This window comes from Paracerasibacillus soli (assembly GCF_042432965.1).
In the GTDB taxonomy this organism is placed as follows: domain Bacteria; phylum Bacillota; class Bacilli; order Bacillales; family Amphibacillaceae; genus Paracerasibacillus; species Paracerasibacillus soli.
In genome coordinates this window covers 29,566-45,999 of record NZ_JBHLWL010000007.1, presented here as the reverse complement: position 1 = coordinate 45,999, position 16,434 = coordinate 29,566, and the positions used below count along the sequence as shown (strand labels likewise).

General features: G+C 36.7%; 18 protein-coding genes. 12 read left to right on the top strand and 6 right to left on the bottom strand.

Annotated features, from left to right (window positions below; translation table 11 throughout):
- Positions 1 to 114: 114 nt before the first annotated feature.
- Positions 115 to 312, bottom strand: coding sequence for an SE1832 family protein (locus ACFFIS_RS02010; RefSeq protein ID WP_320380345.1), 198 nt, complete (start codon positions 310 to 312; stop codon positions 115 to 117).
- Positions 313 to 436: 124 nt separating this feature from the next.
- Here ACFFIS_RS02010 and ACFFIS_RS02005 point away from each other — a divergent pair, with 124 nt between their 5' ends.
- From ACFFIS_RS02005 to ACFFIS_RS01990, 4 genes are all read left to right on the top strand, one after another.
- Positions 437 to 1,279 (top strand): GNAT family N-acetyltransferase, encoded by an 843-nt coding sequence (locus tag ACFFIS_RS02005; protein ID WP_320380344.1) that lies wholly within the window; start codon positions 437 to 439, stop codon positions 1,277 to 1,279.
- A gap of 115 nt (positions 1,280 to 1,394) precedes the next feature.
- A complete protein-coding gene (locus ACFFIS_RS02000; RefSeq protein ID WP_390185937.1) occupies positions 1,395 to 3,131 on the top strand; it encodes a phospho-sugar mutase in 1,737 nt (578 codons plus the stop codon).
- 514 nt (positions 3,132 to 3,645) lie between these two features.
- On the top strand, positions 3,646 to 4,443 hold the full coding sequence (locus tag ACFFIS_RS01995; RefSeq protein WP_390185935.1) for a MeeY/MeeF family manganese export membrane protein: 798 nt from the start codon (positions 3,646 to 3,648) through the stop codon (positions 4,441 to 4,443).
- A gap of 22 nt (positions 4,444 to 4,465) precedes the next feature.
- Complete coding sequence (locus ACFFIS_RS01990; RefSeq protein ID WP_320380340.1) at positions 4,466 to 4,831, top strand: DUF488 domain-containing protein; 366 nt, start codon at positions 4,466 to 4,468, stop codon at positions 4,829 to 4,831.
- A 15-nt stretch (positions 4,832 to 4,846) separates the two neighbouring features.
- On the opposite strand, the gene ACFFIS_RS01985 is transcribed toward ACFFIS_RS01990, so the two are convergent.
- Positions 4,847 to 5,644 carry a CPBP family intramembrane glutamic endopeptidase gene (locus tag ACFFIS_RS01985; protein ID WP_320380339.1) on the bottom strand — a complete coding sequence of 266 codons (798 nt, stop codon included), beginning with the start codon at positions 5,642 to 5,644 and terminating at the stop codon, positions 4,847 to 4,849.
- A gap of 256 nt (positions 5,645 to 5,900) precedes the next feature.
- On the opposite strand from ACFFIS_RS01985, the gene ACFFIS_RS01980 reads away from it, so the two are divergent.
- Positions 5,901 to 7,295, top strand: a complete 1,395-nt coding sequence (locus tag ACFFIS_RS01980) for an L-cystine transporter (protein WP_390185933.1) — start codon at positions 5,901 to 5,903, stop codon at positions 7,293 to 7,295.
- A 180-nt stretch (positions 7,296 to 7,475) separates the two neighbouring features.
- Here the strand turns inward: ACFFIS_RS01980 and ACFFIS_RS01975 are convergent, their stop codons facing one another.
- A complete protein-coding gene (locus tag ACFFIS_RS01975) occupies positions 7,476 to 9,287 on the bottom strand; it encodes a DNA ligase D (RefSeq protein ID WP_390185932.1) in 1,812 nt (603 codons plus the stop codon).
- Between the two features lie 397 nt (positions 9,288 to 9,684).
- Between ACFFIS_RS01975 and ku the strand changes: the two genes are divergently transcribed.
- The 6 genes from ku to ACFFIS_RS01945 all read left to right on the top strand — a co-directional run bounded on the left by ku (position 9,685) and on the right by ACFFIS_RS01945 (position 13,721).
- Positions 9,685 to 10,518, top strand: coding sequence for a non-homologous end joining protein Ku (gene ku, locus ACFFIS_RS01970; RefSeq protein ID WP_320380336.1), 834 nt, complete (start codon positions 9,685 to 9,687; stop codon positions 10,516 to 10,518).
- Positions 10,519 to 10,921: 403 nt separating this feature from the next.
- The gene (locus tag ACFFIS_RS01965) at positions 10,922 to 11,929 is read left to right on the top strand and encodes an acyltransferase family protein (RefSeq protein WP_390185930.1); all 1,008 of its coding nucleotides are present in this window, start codon (positions 10,922 to 10,924) and stop codon (positions 11,927 to 11,929) included.
- A 225-nt stretch (positions 11,930 to 12,154) separates the two neighbouring features.
- A complete protein-coding gene (locus ACFFIS_RS01960; protein WP_320380334.1) occupies positions 12,155 to 12,286 on the top strand; it encodes a hypothetical protein in 132 nt (43 codons plus the stop codon).
- 54 nt (positions 12,287 to 12,340) lie between these two features.
- Complete coding sequence (locus ACFFIS_RS01955) at positions 12,341 to 12,601, top strand: GlsB/YeaQ/YmgE family stress response membrane protein (protein ID WP_320380333.1); 261 nt, start codon at positions 12,341 to 12,343, stop codon at positions 12,599 to 12,601.
- A gap of 320 nt (positions 12,602 to 12,921) precedes the next feature.
- The gene (locus ACFFIS_RS01950; RefSeq protein WP_320380332.1) at positions 12,922 to 13,233 is read left to right on the top strand and encodes a DUF5327 family protein; all 312 of its coding nucleotides are present in this window, start codon (positions 12,922 to 12,924) and stop codon (positions 13,231 to 13,233) included.
- 119 nt (positions 13,234 to 13,352) lie between these two features.
- A complete protein-coding gene (locus ACFFIS_RS01945) occupies positions 13,353 to 13,721 on the top strand; it encodes a DUF423 domain-containing protein (protein ID WP_320380331.1) in 369 nt (122 codons plus the stop codon).
- Between the two features lie 8 nt (positions 13,722 to 13,729).
- On the opposite strand, the gene ACFFIS_RS01940 is transcribed toward ACFFIS_RS01945, so the two are convergent.
- The 3 genes from ACFFIS_RS01940 to ACFFIS_RS01930 all read right to left on the bottom strand — a co-directional run bounded on the left by ACFFIS_RS01940 (position 13,730) and on the right by ACFFIS_RS01930 (position 14,986).
- On the bottom strand, positions 13,730 to 13,981 hold the full coding sequence (locus tag ACFFIS_RS01940) for a hypothetical protein (protein ID WP_320380330.1): 252 nt from the start codon (positions 13,979 to 13,981) through the stop codon (positions 13,730 to 13,732).
- Positions 13,982 to 14,080: 99 nt separating this feature from the next.
- Complete coding sequence (gene gerQ, locus ACFFIS_RS01935; RefSeq protein WP_320380329.1) at positions 14,081 to 14,533, bottom strand: spore coat protein GerQ; 453 nt, start codon at positions 14,531 to 14,533, stop codon at positions 14,081 to 14,083.
- Between the two features lie 30 nt (positions 14,534 to 14,563).
- On the bottom strand, positions 14,564 to 14,986 hold the full coding sequence (locus ACFFIS_RS01930; RefSeq protein ID WP_390185929.1) for a cell wall hydrolase: 423 nt from the start codon (positions 14,984 to 14,986) through the stop codon (positions 14,564 to 14,566).
- A 320-nt stretch (positions 14,987 to 15,306) separates the two neighbouring features.
- Between ACFFIS_RS01930 and pta the strand changes: the two genes are divergently transcribed.
- On the top strand, positions 15,307 to 16,278 hold the full coding sequence (pta, locus tag ACFFIS_RS01925; RefSeq protein WP_320380328.1) for a phosphate acetyltransferase: 972 nt from the start codon (positions 15,307 to 15,309) through the stop codon (positions 16,276 to 16,278).
- Positions 16,279 to 16,434 lie beyond the last annotated feature (156 nt).

Here is a 16,434-nt window from a genome sequence, read left to right as displayed (position 1 = left end):
ACTTTAATTCTACAGGGAAACTCACTTGTTTTCTATTTTTACTAATACTAAAAATAGTGTTAGTGAATTTTTATCACCAACACTATTTATTGTAGAGCCTTTTTATTTTGCTTCTCAATCATCAAACTTTTCTAGTGCTGCATAAATTGCTGCAATTTCTTTTTCCAATCGAATGAGTTGTTCTTCGGCGGAAGAAACACGGCCTTTTACGTACTCCAATTTATCCATATCACTTTGAATCCGTGCATAATCAGCTTTTAAATTGGTGAGTTCATGTTCTAGTTGTTCTTTTGTCATATGTTTTATCGTCAAGTATATTCACGCTCCTTTTCTTCAGTTTAGCAAGGAAAATATACATCTGCAATTGTTTTTAATATAGGACGTTGACGCAAAATTCCTGTTGTACTATAATTACAAAAATTAATGGGGTGAGTCAGTGAATATATATTTTGAACAATCGATACAAAAGTTTAGTGATAAGGTTACCAACCTATTGGAAGAAAAGGAGGCATGTAACAATTTATTGTTGGGTTTGGTTGAACGAATGAAATCTCAACCTATGATAGAAGGAGTTTACCTTGGTTTAGTAGAAAACGATGGAAAGGTCATCTATTGCTTGATGCAAACCCCAGGGAATAATTGGATCTTGCCAGATGTCAATCATGTCCCACCAATTGTTTTGAAATGTATCGTGCACACGCTAATCGAGCAGGAAAAAGAAATACCTGGTGTAATTGGACCAACTACTGCTACGGTACATTTTGTACAGGAATACCATCGCTTGAAGGAAAAGGAAATATTGCACGAGCATATGAAACAACGAATCTATCAGTTACATGATGTAAAGTTATTGCCAGAAGGTCCTGGGGAATTAGTTGTCGCTACAATGAAATATCATGATCTTATATCCGATTGGCTCGTTCAATTTGGAAAACAAATAAATGAAAGCATGACAGAGGAACAAGCAAAAGAGATGGCTACCCGATTTATTGAGCAAAAGTCGTCTTATTTATGGATGGTCAATCAAGTTCCAGTATCTATGGTAAATAAAGCTAGAGCAACAAGGCATGGTGCGACAGTAAATGCAGTATTTACGCCAGATAAATTTAAACGGAAAGGTTATGCAACAAATGCAGTCAGTGCACTTTCGTTGAGGCTTTTACAGGAAGGATATCGATTTTGTGCCTTATATACAGATGATGCAAATCCAACTTCAAATGGAATATATCAAAAGATTGGATATGAGCAAGTAGGAACCTCTATTGTATATCGTAAGTAGAATGCTACTGATTAAGATCACAAATTATCCACATCATCATCATAAACATCAATAGAATAAACCGTCAAAATATGCTAAAATTTGAGCATATCACCTACATGGGGGAAATAGTTAAATGGAAAACTGGAAAAACGTATATGAAGCATGGATGTCAAAAGAAGATTTAGATCTAGCTTTGAAACGTCAACTAGAAGAGAGTAACGAAGAACAATTACATGAAGCTTTTTATAAAGAATTAACATTTGGTACTGGTGGGATGCGCGGCATTTTGGGACCAGGAATAAATCGGATGAATAAGTATACAATTCGAAAAGTTGTTAGCGGATTGGCAGATTACTTATTAGTCGCATGTGTTAATGTGAAAGATCGTGGTGTCGTCGTAGCGTATGACTCTCGATATATGTCGAAGGAATTTGCGTTAGAAACCGCAAAAGTACTCGGGATGTATGGCATTAAAACATATGTTTTTAAAACAATTCATCCAACACCACTTTTATCATTTGCTGTACGTTATTTAGGCACCGTAGCAGGAGTTATGATTACAGCGAGCCATAATCCACCAGAATATAATGGCTTTAAAGTGTACAATGAAGATGGTGGCCAGATGATACCCGAAGAAGCGGATGCTGTCATTGAAAAAATTCAAGCAATCGAGGATGAACTATCAATCCCGGTTATGGAACAAGATGAACTTGAAGCAAAAGATCTATTAATTTGGGTCGGTCAGGAAATTGACAATGCATACTTAGAACAGTTGCAGCTTATTACGAAATTAAGTGAAATAGATTTTAAACGTAATAAAGATTTAAGTATTGTTTATACACCATTACACGGTACAGGACGTGACCTCGTTGAACAAGGTTTACAACAAATGAATTTTAAACATGTTCATATTGTGGAAGAACAAGCCGTTCCGGACCCAGCATTTTCTACTGTAGCATCGCCAAATCCGGAGGAGCATCAAGCGTTTACGCTCGCAATAGAAGCAGGAGAAAAACAGAACGCAGATATTTTACTTGCTACCGATCCAGACGCAGACCGACTCGGTGTAGCGGTGAAAAATAGAGCGGGTGAATATACGATTTTAACAGGAAATCAACTCGGCTCATTAATGGTTGATTATTTATTAAAACATACGGAGCCTATTTTATTACAAAATGCCCGTGTATTAAAGTCGATTGTTTCTACAGAATTTGCAAAAGCTATTGCAGAAAAATATGGCGTAGAAGTTGTAAATACGTTAACTGGATTTAAATATATCGCTGAAAAAATACATCACTATGATGAAACGGGCGAAACGTTTATGTTCGGGTTTGAGGAAAGTTACGGGTATTTAGTCCAAGGCTTTGTCCGTGATAAAGATGCGGTGCAAGCATCCATTATGGCGTGTGAAATGGCATATTATTGGAAACAACAAGGGAAAACATTACTCGAAGCATTGGAAGAATTATATGAACAACACGGATATTACATGGAGGGAATGTCTTCACTTACATTGGAAGGAAGAGAAGGCATTGAACAAATCTCTCGTATAATGGAGACGATACGCAAACAACCTTTGAAGAAAATCGCCCATTTACATGTTTTAGAGGTGGAAGATTATTTGACTAGTATAAAGCGAACGATTGTAGACCAATCAGAGGAAGAAATAGCGTTACCACAAGAGAATGTATTGAAGTTTATTTTAGAAAAAGATAGTTGGGTTTGTTTACGGCCATCAGGAACAGAACCAAAGATTAAATGTTATTATGGCGTTTCAAGCAATAGCAGTAAAGAAAGTGAACAAAGCTTATTACAATTAAAACAATTCATGGAAAAAGTTATGCATGATATTATTGCAAGTGATGCGTAGTATTTTGGTATGATATTATTTTGTCTTATTATGAAGCTTCACACTGCCATGATGTTTTCACCAATTTAAAAAACTATTGACTTTATAGCGTTGCACATGTTTTAATAAAAGTAACAATCCTAAAGGGGAGTAGCTGGACAAAATAAGTCGTCATTACGAGAGAAATCTCCGGCTTATTTTGGCAACGGACGTTGTTAGCGAGACCTTTACCGTTCATGGTAGAGGTCTCTTTTTTAATGGACCTTTACCTGAAATAAACGGGTAAAGGTCATTTTTGTATAATCGGTACCAACAGCGCTTTTGTTTTACGATATACATATTGATGACCAAGGATTTATAAGGAAAAAGGGGAGTGTGGTACAGCACATATTTGATGCTGCTTTTCACACAGTGTATTTTCGGAGCGCTTGTATGCGCTACTTAAATTTCCAAGTTACGTTACGGAATAGTTTATCTGAATTTCGCTAGTGAAATAGCAACAAACAATAAGCCTTTCATAAAAGGAGAAGATAAAATGGAACTAATATTAGAATATGGATGGGTATTGCTCATTCTAATTGGATTAGAAGGTTTACTTGCAGCAGACAATGCACTCGTATTAGCAATCATGGTAAAACATTTACCAGAGAAGCAACGAAAAAGAGCGCTATTCTATGGTTTGGCAGGAGCGTTTGTTTTACGTTTTGGTTCCTTGTTTATTATTTCCTTTCTTGTTGATGTATGGCAAGTACAAGCAATCGGAGCTGCTTATTTATTAATCATTGCTTCTACAAACCTGTACCGGAAACTTCATAAACGGCAAGCACATCAGCCTGAGATAGTGGAACAACAAAAAGAGGCTTCTACGGGAAGCTTCTGGTGGACGGTTGTGAAAGTGGAATTTGCTGATTTAGCCTTTGCAGTTGACTCTATTTTAGCAGCAGTAGCGTTGGCAGTAGCATTACCGGCAACAGGACTTGGGCATGTTGGTAGTTTAGATACGGGGCAATTTATTGTCGTATTTGCTGGTGGAATGATTGGACTTATTATTATGCGGTTTGCTGCGAATGTTTTCGTGGAACTGTTAAACAAGCGTCCAAGCTTAGAAATTGCTGCATTTGCAATTGTTGGTTGGGTCGGTGTAAAATTGGCAATCATTGTAGCAGGGCATGAGGACATTGGTTGGATTCCAGCTGACTTTTCCCATTCGACCCTATGGAAGCTCATCTTCTACACGGTCTTAATTGCGATTGCGGTCATCGGTTGGTTTGCCTCAAGCCGTAACATGAAACAGGTAGAAACAAATGGGAACAATAAAATTGAAATTGAATAAACAAAAATAGGAAGTGAGTCGATTGGTCGTTCATCTCAAACGAATCTATGAAGCACCAAGTAATGCAGATGGTGTAAGAATTTTGGTGGATCGTATTTGGCCACGGGGGATATCCAAGGAAAAGGCGCAGTTAGATGAATGGTTAAAGGAAATTGCGCCCTCCCATGATTTGCGAAAATGGTTTGCACATGATGTGAGCAAGTTTCCTGCTTTTGCAGAAAAATACAAAGGTGAATTAAAGCAAAATGATGAACAAAGGACGGCTTTTCTGAAGTTAAAACAAATCATTCAACAATCCGAAATGGTGACATTACTTTATGCTGCAAAAGACGAGGAACATAACCAAGCACAAGTTTTAAAACAATATATTGAAAATGACGGGGGTTAACTTTACCCCCGTCTACTATTTTTGGGGTCTGACCCCTTTCCATGTTTGTTTGATATACATATAAAGAAATGGAATTGGTATGAGAAATAAAATTAGGTTTGGTAACATAACTGCTGATAATTGTTCTACCATTGTGTAATTTAAAAAATCAGGCATTGGAACGTCTAAAACCAAAAGAATATAGACGAATGTATTGTTACATATATGGATGAATATGGGCACTAGTAAATTATTTGTTTTTAAATAAAGTAATGACATAACAATACCAAAAATAAAAGCGCCAATGATATCCATATGTAAAATACCGAAAATGATATTCGTGATAATTAAACTAGCGATAATATGAAACTTTCGCTCAAGTCGCTTTAAAAGGAGTCCTCTAAATATGTATTCCTCAACAATTGGTCCAACGAGACAAATGTATAATATAAATAAAAAAGTAATGATACCCCTACCGAATATTTCGGTGTCATCTTGCAACATTTCCTCTACGTAATTTGGGAAGAAAAATGACAATCCGTAACTTGATACCCATACCGCACCAATTGAAAAAATAAATAATAGTAGCGTCAAGCCAAGTAAATTTGGAACTTGTCCGGAAAATCCCTTAAACGATATTGGGTAGAGTAAGGATTGTTGCTGTTTTCTCGTTTGTACTTTCAACCAAATGAAGGGAAAGATACCGAACAATGTATAAGAAAAAATAGTGTCACCTAGAAGTGAATCTTCCTCAGAAGGAAAAAGGAAGACTAAGACAAACAGAGTGCCGATAAACCCAATGACAAAACTTCTTATTTTCATTTCTTCAAACATGAAATACCTCCTTGCACATTTAACCATCATATCGTTTCATGCACATGTAAATTTTTATTTGATGTATAACATGTATACGCTTCAAGCGTAATTAAAGATTCATGTAGAAATATTATTTTTTAGTTGAATATAAGCGATAAATCTATTATGATGATAAAGCATACTAATTTAATCGGAATAATATAAATTAATGTGCACATGTCTATGTAGGAACGCATATGATGTGAAAACTAAAAAAACAGGGGGAGTTGAAAACATGAATACGGGTTTTGTCATCATAAATATCGTTGTATTATTAGCAATTATGGCTTTGTTAATCTTTATGCAAAGAAAGCACGTTTCATTTACAAAACGGGTTTTTACAGGTTTAGGTATTGGTATTGTATTAGGTTTCGCTCTACAATTTATATATGGTGCCGATTCTACTGTATTGGGGCAAACGACTGATTGGTATAGCATCATTGGAAATGGGTATATTCGCTTATTAATGATGATTGTTGTTCCACTTGTCATGGTCTCTATTATTCAATCCATTATTAATTTGGAAAAATCATCGGAGCTTGGGAAAATAGCGGCTTGGATTATCGGTTTTCTTGTTACAACGGCGATGGTTGCAGCGTTAATTGGTGTTGTTACAGCTGGTATTTTTGATTTGAACGCTGAGCAAATTGAAGCGGGGCAGGCTGAAACAGATCGCGGTATGATGCTGGAAGATCGTTTAGGGGAAGTGGAAAATCTATCCACACCACAGAAAATATTGAATTTCATTCCGTCTAATATATTTCTAGATATGACAGGAGATCGGGCAACTTCTGTTATTGCGGTTGTGATCTTTTCCATGATTGTCGGAATTGCAGTACTAGGCGTACGTAGGAAAAATCCCGAACAAGCGGAAATGTTTACGAAAATGGTCAATGCAGTATACGCTGTCATTATGCGGATTGTCACATTAATTTTACGATTGACACCGTTTGGTATTTTAGCATTAATGGCTAATACAGTGGCGAGCACAAATTTTGCCGGTATTATGGAATTAGGTAAATTTGTTATCGCATCTTATGTGGCGTTGTTCGTTATCTTTATATTCCATTTTATTTTAGTTGCAGTGTTTGGTTTAAACCCATTCACATATGTACGAAAAGTGATACCAGTACTTGGATTTGCGTTTACGTCACGTTCTAGTGCAGGTACCATCCCATTGACAATTCAAGTGCAAAAAAACTCACTTGGAGTTGATACAGGTATTTCCAATATGGCTGCCTCTTTTGGTGCAACAATCGGGCAAAATGGTTGTGCGGGTATGTATCCGGCGATGTTAGCCGTGATGATTGCGCCAACCGTTGGCATTGATCCATTTACTCCAGCGTTTCTTGTGAAATTGATTCTCATTATCGGAATTAGTTCATTCGGTGTTGCTGGAGTTGGTGGTGGTGCAACATTTGCAGCCTTAATTGTATTATCTTCAATGGGCCTTCCTGTTGCTCTAGCTGGACTACTTATTTCGATAGAAGCACTAATCGATATGGGGAGAACAGCAATTAACGTGAATGATAGTATTCTAGCGGGGACATTGACCGCGCGTGTATTGAAAAAATTAAATGTAAAAATATTCCAAGATAGAGCGGCAATAGAAGAAAATATTTCACTATAATGGGAGGAAGGAGTGTAAAAAGCTCCTTCCCCTATTTTTTGGGTAATATATACATTTGGATTAGTTGTTTGTGCGCAATCTATACGATTGCTCGGAAAGCTCCACTAAAAGTTTTCTTTAGCATATCGGGCTTCATTACTTTGCAGTGGCATAGCGTTCATCATCTTCGCTATGCCTTTTTCAAATGAATGCCCTTAAGTTTGTTAAAATCTGCTTCTCTTTTACTTGATGATATGTTGCAAAAGGACACCCGAGTTCTTGCATACGCTTCACACCATTTTTAATTGTAAACTGTGCTGGGTGGAGTGTGTCGTTTATTTCGTCCCAAAATAACGGCATTGCAATTGTACCATCATCTGTTCTTCGTGGAGAATATGGTGCGATAATCGTTTTGTCCTTTCCGTGTTGAACATAATCAATATAAAGTCTATTGTTGCGGTTTTTCTTCAGTCGTTCGGTTGTAAAGGAATCGGGATATTGCTGTTCTAGTGTCCAAGCAATGGCCTGTGTGAAAACTGCTGTTTCATCATAAGTCATACTGCCAGTCGGTATCGGAATATAAATTTGTAAACCTTTATTCCCTGACAATTTGACGAAGGATTGAAGTTTTAAACCGTCTAACATTTGTTTGATCAGTGTCGCAGCAAAAACAGCCAATGAAAAATGGTTACGGTCAGGAGGGTCAAGATCAAAGACAATTTCCTCGGGAGTGGATGTAGCGACTGTTTGAAAAGGAACATGGTATTCCAATGCGCCATGATTACTAAACCAAATGAGTGTCTCAAGATTGTTACATAGTATTAAATTTTCTGTGCCCGCTTCATTTGGAACATGTTCAATAAAATCAGGTGCATAGTTTGGTAGATGTTTTTGAAAAAATGATGCTTCCTCTACTCCTTCTGGACAACGGATGACTGTTAAAGCACGGTTTTTTAAAAATGGTAACATGTATGGTGCGATTTCGCGCATATATACGAGTAAATCTCCTTTTGTATATGCCGGTTTAGGCCAATATAATTTATCAAGTTTAGCGTAGTCTATGTCATCAGGCAACATGGCTTGTTCTAGCTGAACGCGGTCTGCAGTATAATTTGTTGCGTCATCGTGAGGTAAGAGCTCCACGAATTCTGGTTCACGTAATTCTTCCTCGTATAAATCAAGCGTATGAATCGTAGTACAAATTGCAGGTGGTAATGTATAATAATTTTCATTGTATGTACCATTTGTTAAAAAAAGTTCCGTTAACGTTTGTTTCGCTTGCGCTTCTAATTGATGTTTACATTTTCCAATATTTTTTAGTTTCCCGTCGGCATCATAAACTTGGATAGAAAAATAGCCATTTGTAGGATGATACGCCGTTACAATACCGTGAATGGTGCGCCAATTTTTAATTTTAAACCAATCATGATGTTGCTTTGCAAATAAATATTTGCTTTTTCTCCGTTTAGCAATAATCCCTTCTCCTTTATGTACAAAAAGCTCCCGCCAAAGGTCATCTGGATGTTCATATGGAAAAACATAATGTAGTGGATGTTCTTTTTGCTCGGATTTGATGGAAGCAAATAATGTATGTAATTTATTTTTTCGTATGAAAAGTTCTTGTGAGCGCATATTGATGCCATTTAATTGTAACAGATCGAATGCCATGTAAGAGGCGGGTCGAGAGGCTGCTGCTTTCTGAATGAAATCGGGCCTTCGTAGGCGCCCGCGTTTTTGTATCCAAGCAAAGTTAGCTTGAATCGGATTATTTAAAACGACTAGTTCGCCATCGAGTTGAAGCGGAAGATAGGGGGCTATATCCTTTTCAATTCGTTTACAGCCTGCGATGATTTCTGGGAATTTATCTGTTAAGTCTTTATTGTTTTTACTTATTAAACGAATTTCTTCCTTTTCCCATACTAATACACAGCGGAACCCATCATATTTTACTTCATAAAACCATTCGTCTCCTTGCGGAATATGTTTACTTGCGATTGGCTTCATGATATCCATATATCTTACTCCTCGTATATGATGTTTAGGTGTTATTTTTCCACCTACTGTTTCTAATTGAAGTATCAAGCTCGGTTAGTTATTTCGTGTTGCTATTTTAAACGAAATACAACTTCATACATTTTGTCTTCTTATGATGGCTTGTTACCCATCCTTTCATTCGGATAAAAATAATATATATTGCCAAACTATAAAAAGACAGATTTTATACCTTAACCGTGCTGAATCGCGATAGTGAAATGTCACGTACGGTCTTTAAAATTAGCACAATCACAATGGGGGAACGTTTTTTGTTAGTTGCTCACGGTGAAATGAATATTTTACTATGATGAGAACTGTTGCTATACCATTGTATTTATATATTGTACGTTGAAAAAACAAGAGGAGGTGCGTAATCATGCATACGATGTGGAAAGGTACGATTAGTTTTGGCCTTGTTAATATCCCTGTAAAAATGCATGCAGCAACGGAAAATAAAGATGTATCTTTACGTCAGCTACACAAAGAATGTCAGTCACCGATAAAATATCAAAAGGTTTGTCCAGTTTGTGATCGTGAAGTAAAGGAAGATGAAATTGTAAAGGCGTATGAGTACGTTAAAAATAAATTTGTCGTACTTGATGACGAGGACTTAGAGGCAATTAAAAGGGAACAGACTGATAAAGCGGTAGAAATTATCGATTTTGTTAAGTTGGAGGAAATTGACCCAATTTATTTCGAAAAGAGTTATTATTTATCCCCGAATGAAGGCGGGACAAAAGCATACAGTCTCCTACGTACGGCTCTTGAAGATACGGGGAAAATTGGTGTTGCCAAAATGATGATACGCTCAAAAGAACAACTTGCAGTAATTCGTGTTTATCAAAATACAATTGTAGTAGAAACTATTCATTATCCTGACGAAGTTCGTCATGTCCAGGATGTTCCGAATATACCTGATCAAATCGAAACGGGCAAGAAAGAGTTGGATACTGCAAAGTTACTCATTAATCAATTAACGTCTACATTTGATCCAGAAAAATATGAGGATGCATACAGAAATGATTTGCTTGCGTTAATTGATCAGAAAAAGGATACAGCACAAGTTACAACTGCAAAAGATAAGCCAACTCCTGATAATGTGACCGATTTGATGGAGGCGTTGCAAGCTTCTTTAGCAAAAGCAAAGAAGGATAAACCAAAACCGCGTCAGCCAAAACGTACGACGAAGAAAAAGACTGCAAATGAATAATAAAATTTGCTTGCTCTATCGTAAACCCCAAAAGTTAGTGTGTCATATAACTGAAGGGGTTTACGTTTTTATGTACAATTTTAAGTTGTTGCGTGGGCACTTCCGCGTGATTAACAAAGACAAAAAACATGTCCGAACGTAAGATTACAAATTTTACAAAGAGGATTACACTTTTTCAATTCTTTTACATTCTTCCAACAACCCTATTAAATCTATGTTTTTTATTATCGAACAGCGTACACTAGAAATATACTAGTAGAAGTACGACATATCATTCTCTACCTTATTAGATACCGAAATTGGAAGTGTCACTTAAGGGGGCATGGTTGGAAAAAGGTAAGTTGTAAGTTAGCGAAGAAGATAAAAGCAGATAAGTCAAAACATGAATATAAAGGGTGAGAAAATGAAACGGAATGCTTATTTTGATAATGCGAAGTTCATCTTGATATATCTTGTCGTGTTTGGGCATATGTTACAACCGTTTGTGCAGGATTCCCAATCATTAAACACCTTGTATACATGGATCTATACATTTCATATGCCAGTCTTTATATTTCTAGCTGGCTTTTTTGCAAAAGGTGCTGGATCTCTAGCATATATTACGAAACTAGCAAAGAAATTATTGGTACCATATATTATTTTTCAAGTTATTTATACAGGTTATTATCTTGCAATTGGAAAGCAAAATTGGTTAGCGGATAGCATTTTTTATCCGCATTGGTCATTATGGTTTTTAGTAAGTTTGTTTTGTTGGCACATCCTACTCATTTTTTATAAAAAATTACCACCAAGTTTAAGTGTCGTGATTGCAGTACAAGTAGGATTAATTGTTGGGTATTTTGGCCAAGTAGGGCATACGTTTAGCCTATCACGGACTTTTGTGTTCTTTCCCTTCTTCTTACTTGGATATTGGATCACAGTGGAACAGGTAAAAGTATTAAAACATGTTCGAGTTAAAATTGCCTCTCTTGTATTTATGGCAATCATGGCAGTCGGGATATATTATGCACCAGACATTAACTCTGGTTGGTTATTGGCTTCGAAATCATATGGGCAACTTGGTCTACCTGAGTATGGTGGAATTGCTCGTTTCTTTGTATATGTCACATCAGCCTTAATGGGAATGAGTATTTTAGCTTGGATTCCGCAGAGAGAATTAATCATTACATCCTATGGAAGTCGGACACTATATGTTTATTTACTCCATGGTTTTTTCATACAATTTTTCCGTCAATATGATTTATTAAGCGTAGATGGAATAATAGATTTACTTGGAATTGGATTATTATCTTGTTTGCTCGTCTTTTTACTAGCCAGTAAGCCGATTAGAATTGTCTGGCAGCCATTGATTGAAGGAAGAGTTACGATACTTCGAAGGCTATGGAAACAGCTAAATCCTAGGCAAACCTGAAGTTTTGAAATAATATGTACGCTAAACAGAAAGAAACTCGCATAAATAATGGAAGCGTGGAAAAACTAAAAAGGAATCCTTTTGTCTACAATCCAACCCACCTAGCGCATAATAACTACGGATTACAAAGAAATCAAAAAATTATAATTACGTATTGCGTAGCATGCTAATTCAAGGTACAATGGGTTATAAATTGGAATCGTTGTAGATATAGGGGGAAACGGTATGACAGATTTCCTTAAATGGTGTACGATATTTGAAAGAAAATTAGACAGACAGCTAAATGACCAAGAAATAGCGTTTATTAAATGGCTATCAAAGGAATATACAAAAGAGGAAAATCAAAATATATCATAACTTTCCCCTTGAGGATAAGACAAAAGTGATAAAACGTATATGGGAGGAATCCTTGTGTTACAACTTATCCTTTATATTATTGTGGCTACGCTTATCGGTTTAATGGCTTTTAGTTTATTTCGATTTAGAATGCCAGGTGGTGCAACAGGTTCGATTGTCGCCGCTTTACTCGGTGTATGGATAGGCGATGTCGTATTGCTGTGGGAGTTGGGGCCACAATTAGCCGGGTATCATATAGTTCCGTCTGTAATAGGTGCAACCGTTGTGGTGCTTGCAGTCGGATTGTTGGCGAGACGTGCTAATATTGTGCGATAAATATAAAACAAACTTTCTAGCAAAACGTAAATTGAAATAAGTGAGATAAAGTAGGGGCATTACATATTTTGTATGATAAATATGTGATGCCCTTTCTTGGTGGATAAGAGCACTCTGTTTGATATGTGCCATCAATGTAATTAATAATCTACGAGTATTTCAAGTGTACACGTGAAAATGACCTAGGACAGGTTTATAGGCGTTGTAGTAGGATGTGGAATTTAGGTAATAAATGATGAGTGGTTCTTCCTAAAAGGACGCTTATGAAATGATTATGTTATACTGAAAAATGAATGGGAAATTGGAAAGGAGACATGAGATTGGGTGTTTCATATGAAACGATTTTACATAGAATAAAGGCAGAAATAAATGAAGCTGAAAAAAAGGTGCACAACGAAAGTTTATTTGTAAAACATATTGAAAATATACAATTACTTTGTGATTTGGTTGTAGCTAGTGAGCAACCAAAGCCAACTAATCAAATCATGGAGAAAGCGACACATCCATCCAATTCGCTGGGCGATATTTCAGCAGCTGAGCTAAATATTATGATGGGTGGTAAAAGGCCCAAAAAAACAGCAGTGGATATGGAAGATGGAGAAGGGAATGGATCATCCATTTTTGATTTTTAACGTACTTTCCAGTAGGGAAGTGTGTCCTCTTACTAATTGCATGTACACTTTATAAGTAAGTTAGGGACGGTAGGCGGGAAAGATAGTGCCTAACATCATATTCGAGGAGAGATGGCGGAATGAAAATATTTTTACTATTAGGTGTGATAAACGGATTCCTAGCTGTAGCTTTGGGAGCATTTGGAGCGCATGGATTGGAAGGAAAAGTTTCAGACCATATGTTGGAAATATGGGAAAAAGCAGTTACATACCAAATGTTTCACACAACTGCTTTATTAGCGGTAGGCTTACTTGGCATGAAGCTCCAACAAGCGTCATTAGTTTGGTCAGGATGGTTATTTTTTATAGGTATTGTTTTGTTTTCGGGTAGTCTATATTTATATGCGACAACAGGTGTTAAAACACTTGCAATGATTACACCGTTTGGTGGTGTCACCTTTTTAATTGGTTGGGTGCTGCTTGGTTATGCCGTTTTAAAAATCGTTTAAATGCGCCATTATATTCTGATAAGCAAATAGGCAATTAAAAATAGGAGCAAGAGCGCGCGCGAAAATTGTTTTCCTGCATGAGGTGCTCTTCTGGAATGAAGAAAAATAAAGCCATCACAAACTAAACTAATTGTCATAAGTAATAGGCATAATACGAGTAACCATAAGGAACCACGAAAAAGAGCTGCAATTCCAAGCAAACATGCAAGGACAAGTGTAATAAGCTCAATTTGTATATATTTTTCATAAGGGTGTTTCATAGTATCGCCTCATTTGCAGTGATGATGACTTGTCATCCTTGTCTAAAATAGTTGGAAAGAAAAGGATAGTATCAATCACTATCCTTTTTTATGGCTTGATTATCGACTTGGGTACTGGGAAACCTGACCGGAACTTTGCCCGCCAAATGGATAAGAATATGCAATCTCTTCGTCAAATACAACATAATCTAAGTAAATCATTAATAATAAATAACGTTTATTTGTTGCTGGATCACTTAAAATAATATGATCCCTTCCAGCTGCTTCTATTCTCCCTTTAAATACCTTTTGAGTGCTATTGAAGCGCATATAAACTGTAGCTTCTTTTCCTCTATTTAACCGTAAGATATTCTCAATATATGATTGTTGAACTGGTAACATCCCCGGAAAATTAAATGCTTGATCACTTAATTGCTGTTGTTGCTGTTGCTGCGGTAGTTGCTGCTGTGGTGGAAATTGCCGATAACCATATGATGGATAATATGCTGGTGATGCTGTAGGGTAATAGAAATAAGGATATCCATACCCACTTTGATTTTGCTCTTCACTCATTAATTATTACCTCCTCTAAGTTTTCCCTTTTTAAAAAACTGCTGGACAAACAGATTGTAACGGTGCATAAAAGCAGTGAGATTTAAAGCGCCCACTATTCCATTGGTCATACCATTGCGCAGGACAATTTCCTTCTGGTTTAAAAAACCATAATGCATTTGTCGCTGGATGAAAACGTTGACCGTTCATCACACGTTGCGCTAAATTCTTATCAATATCTCGAGCACGTTGATAAAAGTAACCTTTTTGTGTCGCTTCAAACCCCCCAGGGCTTTGAAAGACCATGTCTCTTATAGAGCGGATTCCTTTAAAATCAAGACAGTTTGAAATAACGCGGTTAACACCTACGTTTCCAACCATCAACATACCTAGCTGACCTTCCCCTTCTGCCTCAGCACGAATTAGTCTTGCTAATAAATCTGTACCTTCATCCGTGATTGGAACGACAGCCAAAATTGACACCTCTTTTCTGTTTACCCATGATGCGAGTTCACTACATGATATGTATGATAAATAAAAGACAGATATTACTTTTTTAGAAAAAAGAAAATGATAGAATCGCATGTATCCAAAAGATTGTTAGGCGAAAGAAATGAATATGACGGGCTTGTAATTTTTTTGTTAAAAAGGAAAGAAGGTTGTCACGAATTTTTCATTATTTTCCAATGTCGATTGTTTTATTTCTTGGTGAAAGTATACTATCATTTTTATTGGAGAGATTTATACATGTATATAGATTTTTTCGTTTTAAAAATAGGATGGAGGCATCATCAATGAGCAATATGTTTATAGAATTAGAAGAAAAGTTAGCCGGTACATACAAAAAAATTGTTTTTCCAGAAGGACTGGATGAACGTGTATTACAAGCTGCAGTAGCATTAAGTAAAAAGGATGCGGTAAAGCCAATACTAATTGGGAATCGTGATGAAATAGAGAAAAAGGCGCAATCTTTACAAGTAGATATTACAGGCTGTGAACTACTTGATCCTCAAACGTATACGAATTTCTCACAAATGGTTGATCAATTTGTAGAGCGCCGTAAAGGTAAAGCAACAAAAGAAGATGCAGAAAAGATATTATTAGATGAAAACTATTTTGGGACGATGCTCGTGTATATGGGTGAAGCGGATGGATTAGTAAGTGGAGCAGCTCATTCGACAGCCGATACAGTACGACCAGCATTACAACTGATTAAAACAAAGCCTGGTGTTACGAAAACTTCAGGTGCTTTCATTATGGCGCGCGATGAAGAGAGATATGTATTTGCCGACTGTGCGATTAATATTGCGCCAAATAGTCAAGATTTAGCCGAAATTGCAGTGGAAAGTGCGAAAACAGCGAAGTTATTTAATATTGATCCTCGTGTTGCCATGTTAAGCTTTTCAACGAAAGGATCTGCAAAATCGGAGGAAACGGAAAAGGTATCAGCTGCATTGGATTTAGCCAAGGAAAAAGATGCCTCACTTGTCATTGATGGTGAGTTTCAGTTCGATGCTGCATACGTACCGAGTGTTGCCGCTAAAAAGGCACCAGATGCTGTAATTAAAGGTGATGCGAATGTTTTTGTTTTCCCAAGTTTAGAGGCTGGGAATATTGGTTACAAACTTGCACAACGTTTAGGAAACTTTGAAGCAGTTGGTCCAATCTTACAAGGGCTTAATAAACCAGTAAATGATTTATCACGTGGTTGTAGTACAGAAGACGTCTATAATTTAGCATTGATCTGTGCAGTACAAGCAGAGTAAGCGAAAGAACGTTATGAATTTCTAAGTCCATAGATATTAAGAAAAAATTCCTTATCCCAGTTGAAAGTGGTGTGTAAGGAATTTTTTCTAGATTGGCATGACTGTGTGAGCTATGGAAGATAGGTAGGTGGCCTCCGTGAAGTTAAAATGTGCCAA

Bases quoted from the DNA above. Each gene is read 5' to 3' on its own strand.
- ACFFIS_RS01940 (WP_320380330.1), bottom strand. From the start codon at position 13,981: ATGAAACACCCTTATGAAAAATATATACAAATTGAGCTTATTACACTT.
- ACFFIS_RS01975 (WP_390185932.1), bottom strand. From the start codon at position 9,287: ATGGATATCATGAAGCCAATCGCAAGTAAACATATTCCGCAAGGAGAC.
- ACFFIS_RS01960 (WP_320380334.1), top strand. From the start codon at position 12,155: ATGACAGATTTCCTTAAATGGTGTACGATATTTGAAAGAAAATTAGAC.
- ku (WP_320380336.1), top strand. From the start codon at position 9,685: ATGCATACGATGTGGAAAGGTACGATTAGTTTTGGCCTTGTTAATATC.
- ACFFIS_RS02000 (WP_390185937.1), top strand. From the start codon at position 1,395: ATGGAAAACTGGAAAAACGTATATGAAGCATGGATGTCAAAAGAAGAT.
- ACFFIS_RS01945 (WP_320380331.1), top strand. From the start codon at position 13,353: ATGAAAATATTTTTACTATTAGGTGTGATAAACGGATTCCTAGCTGTA.
- ACFFIS_RS01985 (WP_320380339.1), bottom strand. From the start codon at position 5,644: ATGTTTGAAGAAATGAAAATAAGAAGTTTTGTCATTGGGTTTATCGGC.
- pta (WP_320380328.1), top strand. From the start codon at position 15,307: ATGAGCAATATGTTTATAGAATTAGAAGAAAAGTTAGCCGGTACATAC.
- ACFFIS_RS01980 (WP_390185933.1), top strand. From the start codon at position 5,901: ATGAATACGGGTTTTGTCATCATAAATATCGTTGTATTATTAGCAATT.
- ACFFIS_RS01995 (WP_390185935.1), top strand. From the start codon at position 3,646: ATGGAACTAATATTAGAATATGGATGGGTATTGCTCATTCTAATTGGA.
- ACFFIS_RS01965 (WP_390185930.1), top strand. From the start codon at position 10,922: ATGAAACGGAATGCTTATTTTGATAATGCGAAGTTCATCTTGATATAT.
- gerQ (WP_320380329.1), bottom strand. From the start codon at position 14,533: ATGAGTGAAGAGCAAAATCAAAGTGGGTATGGATATCCTTATTTCTAT.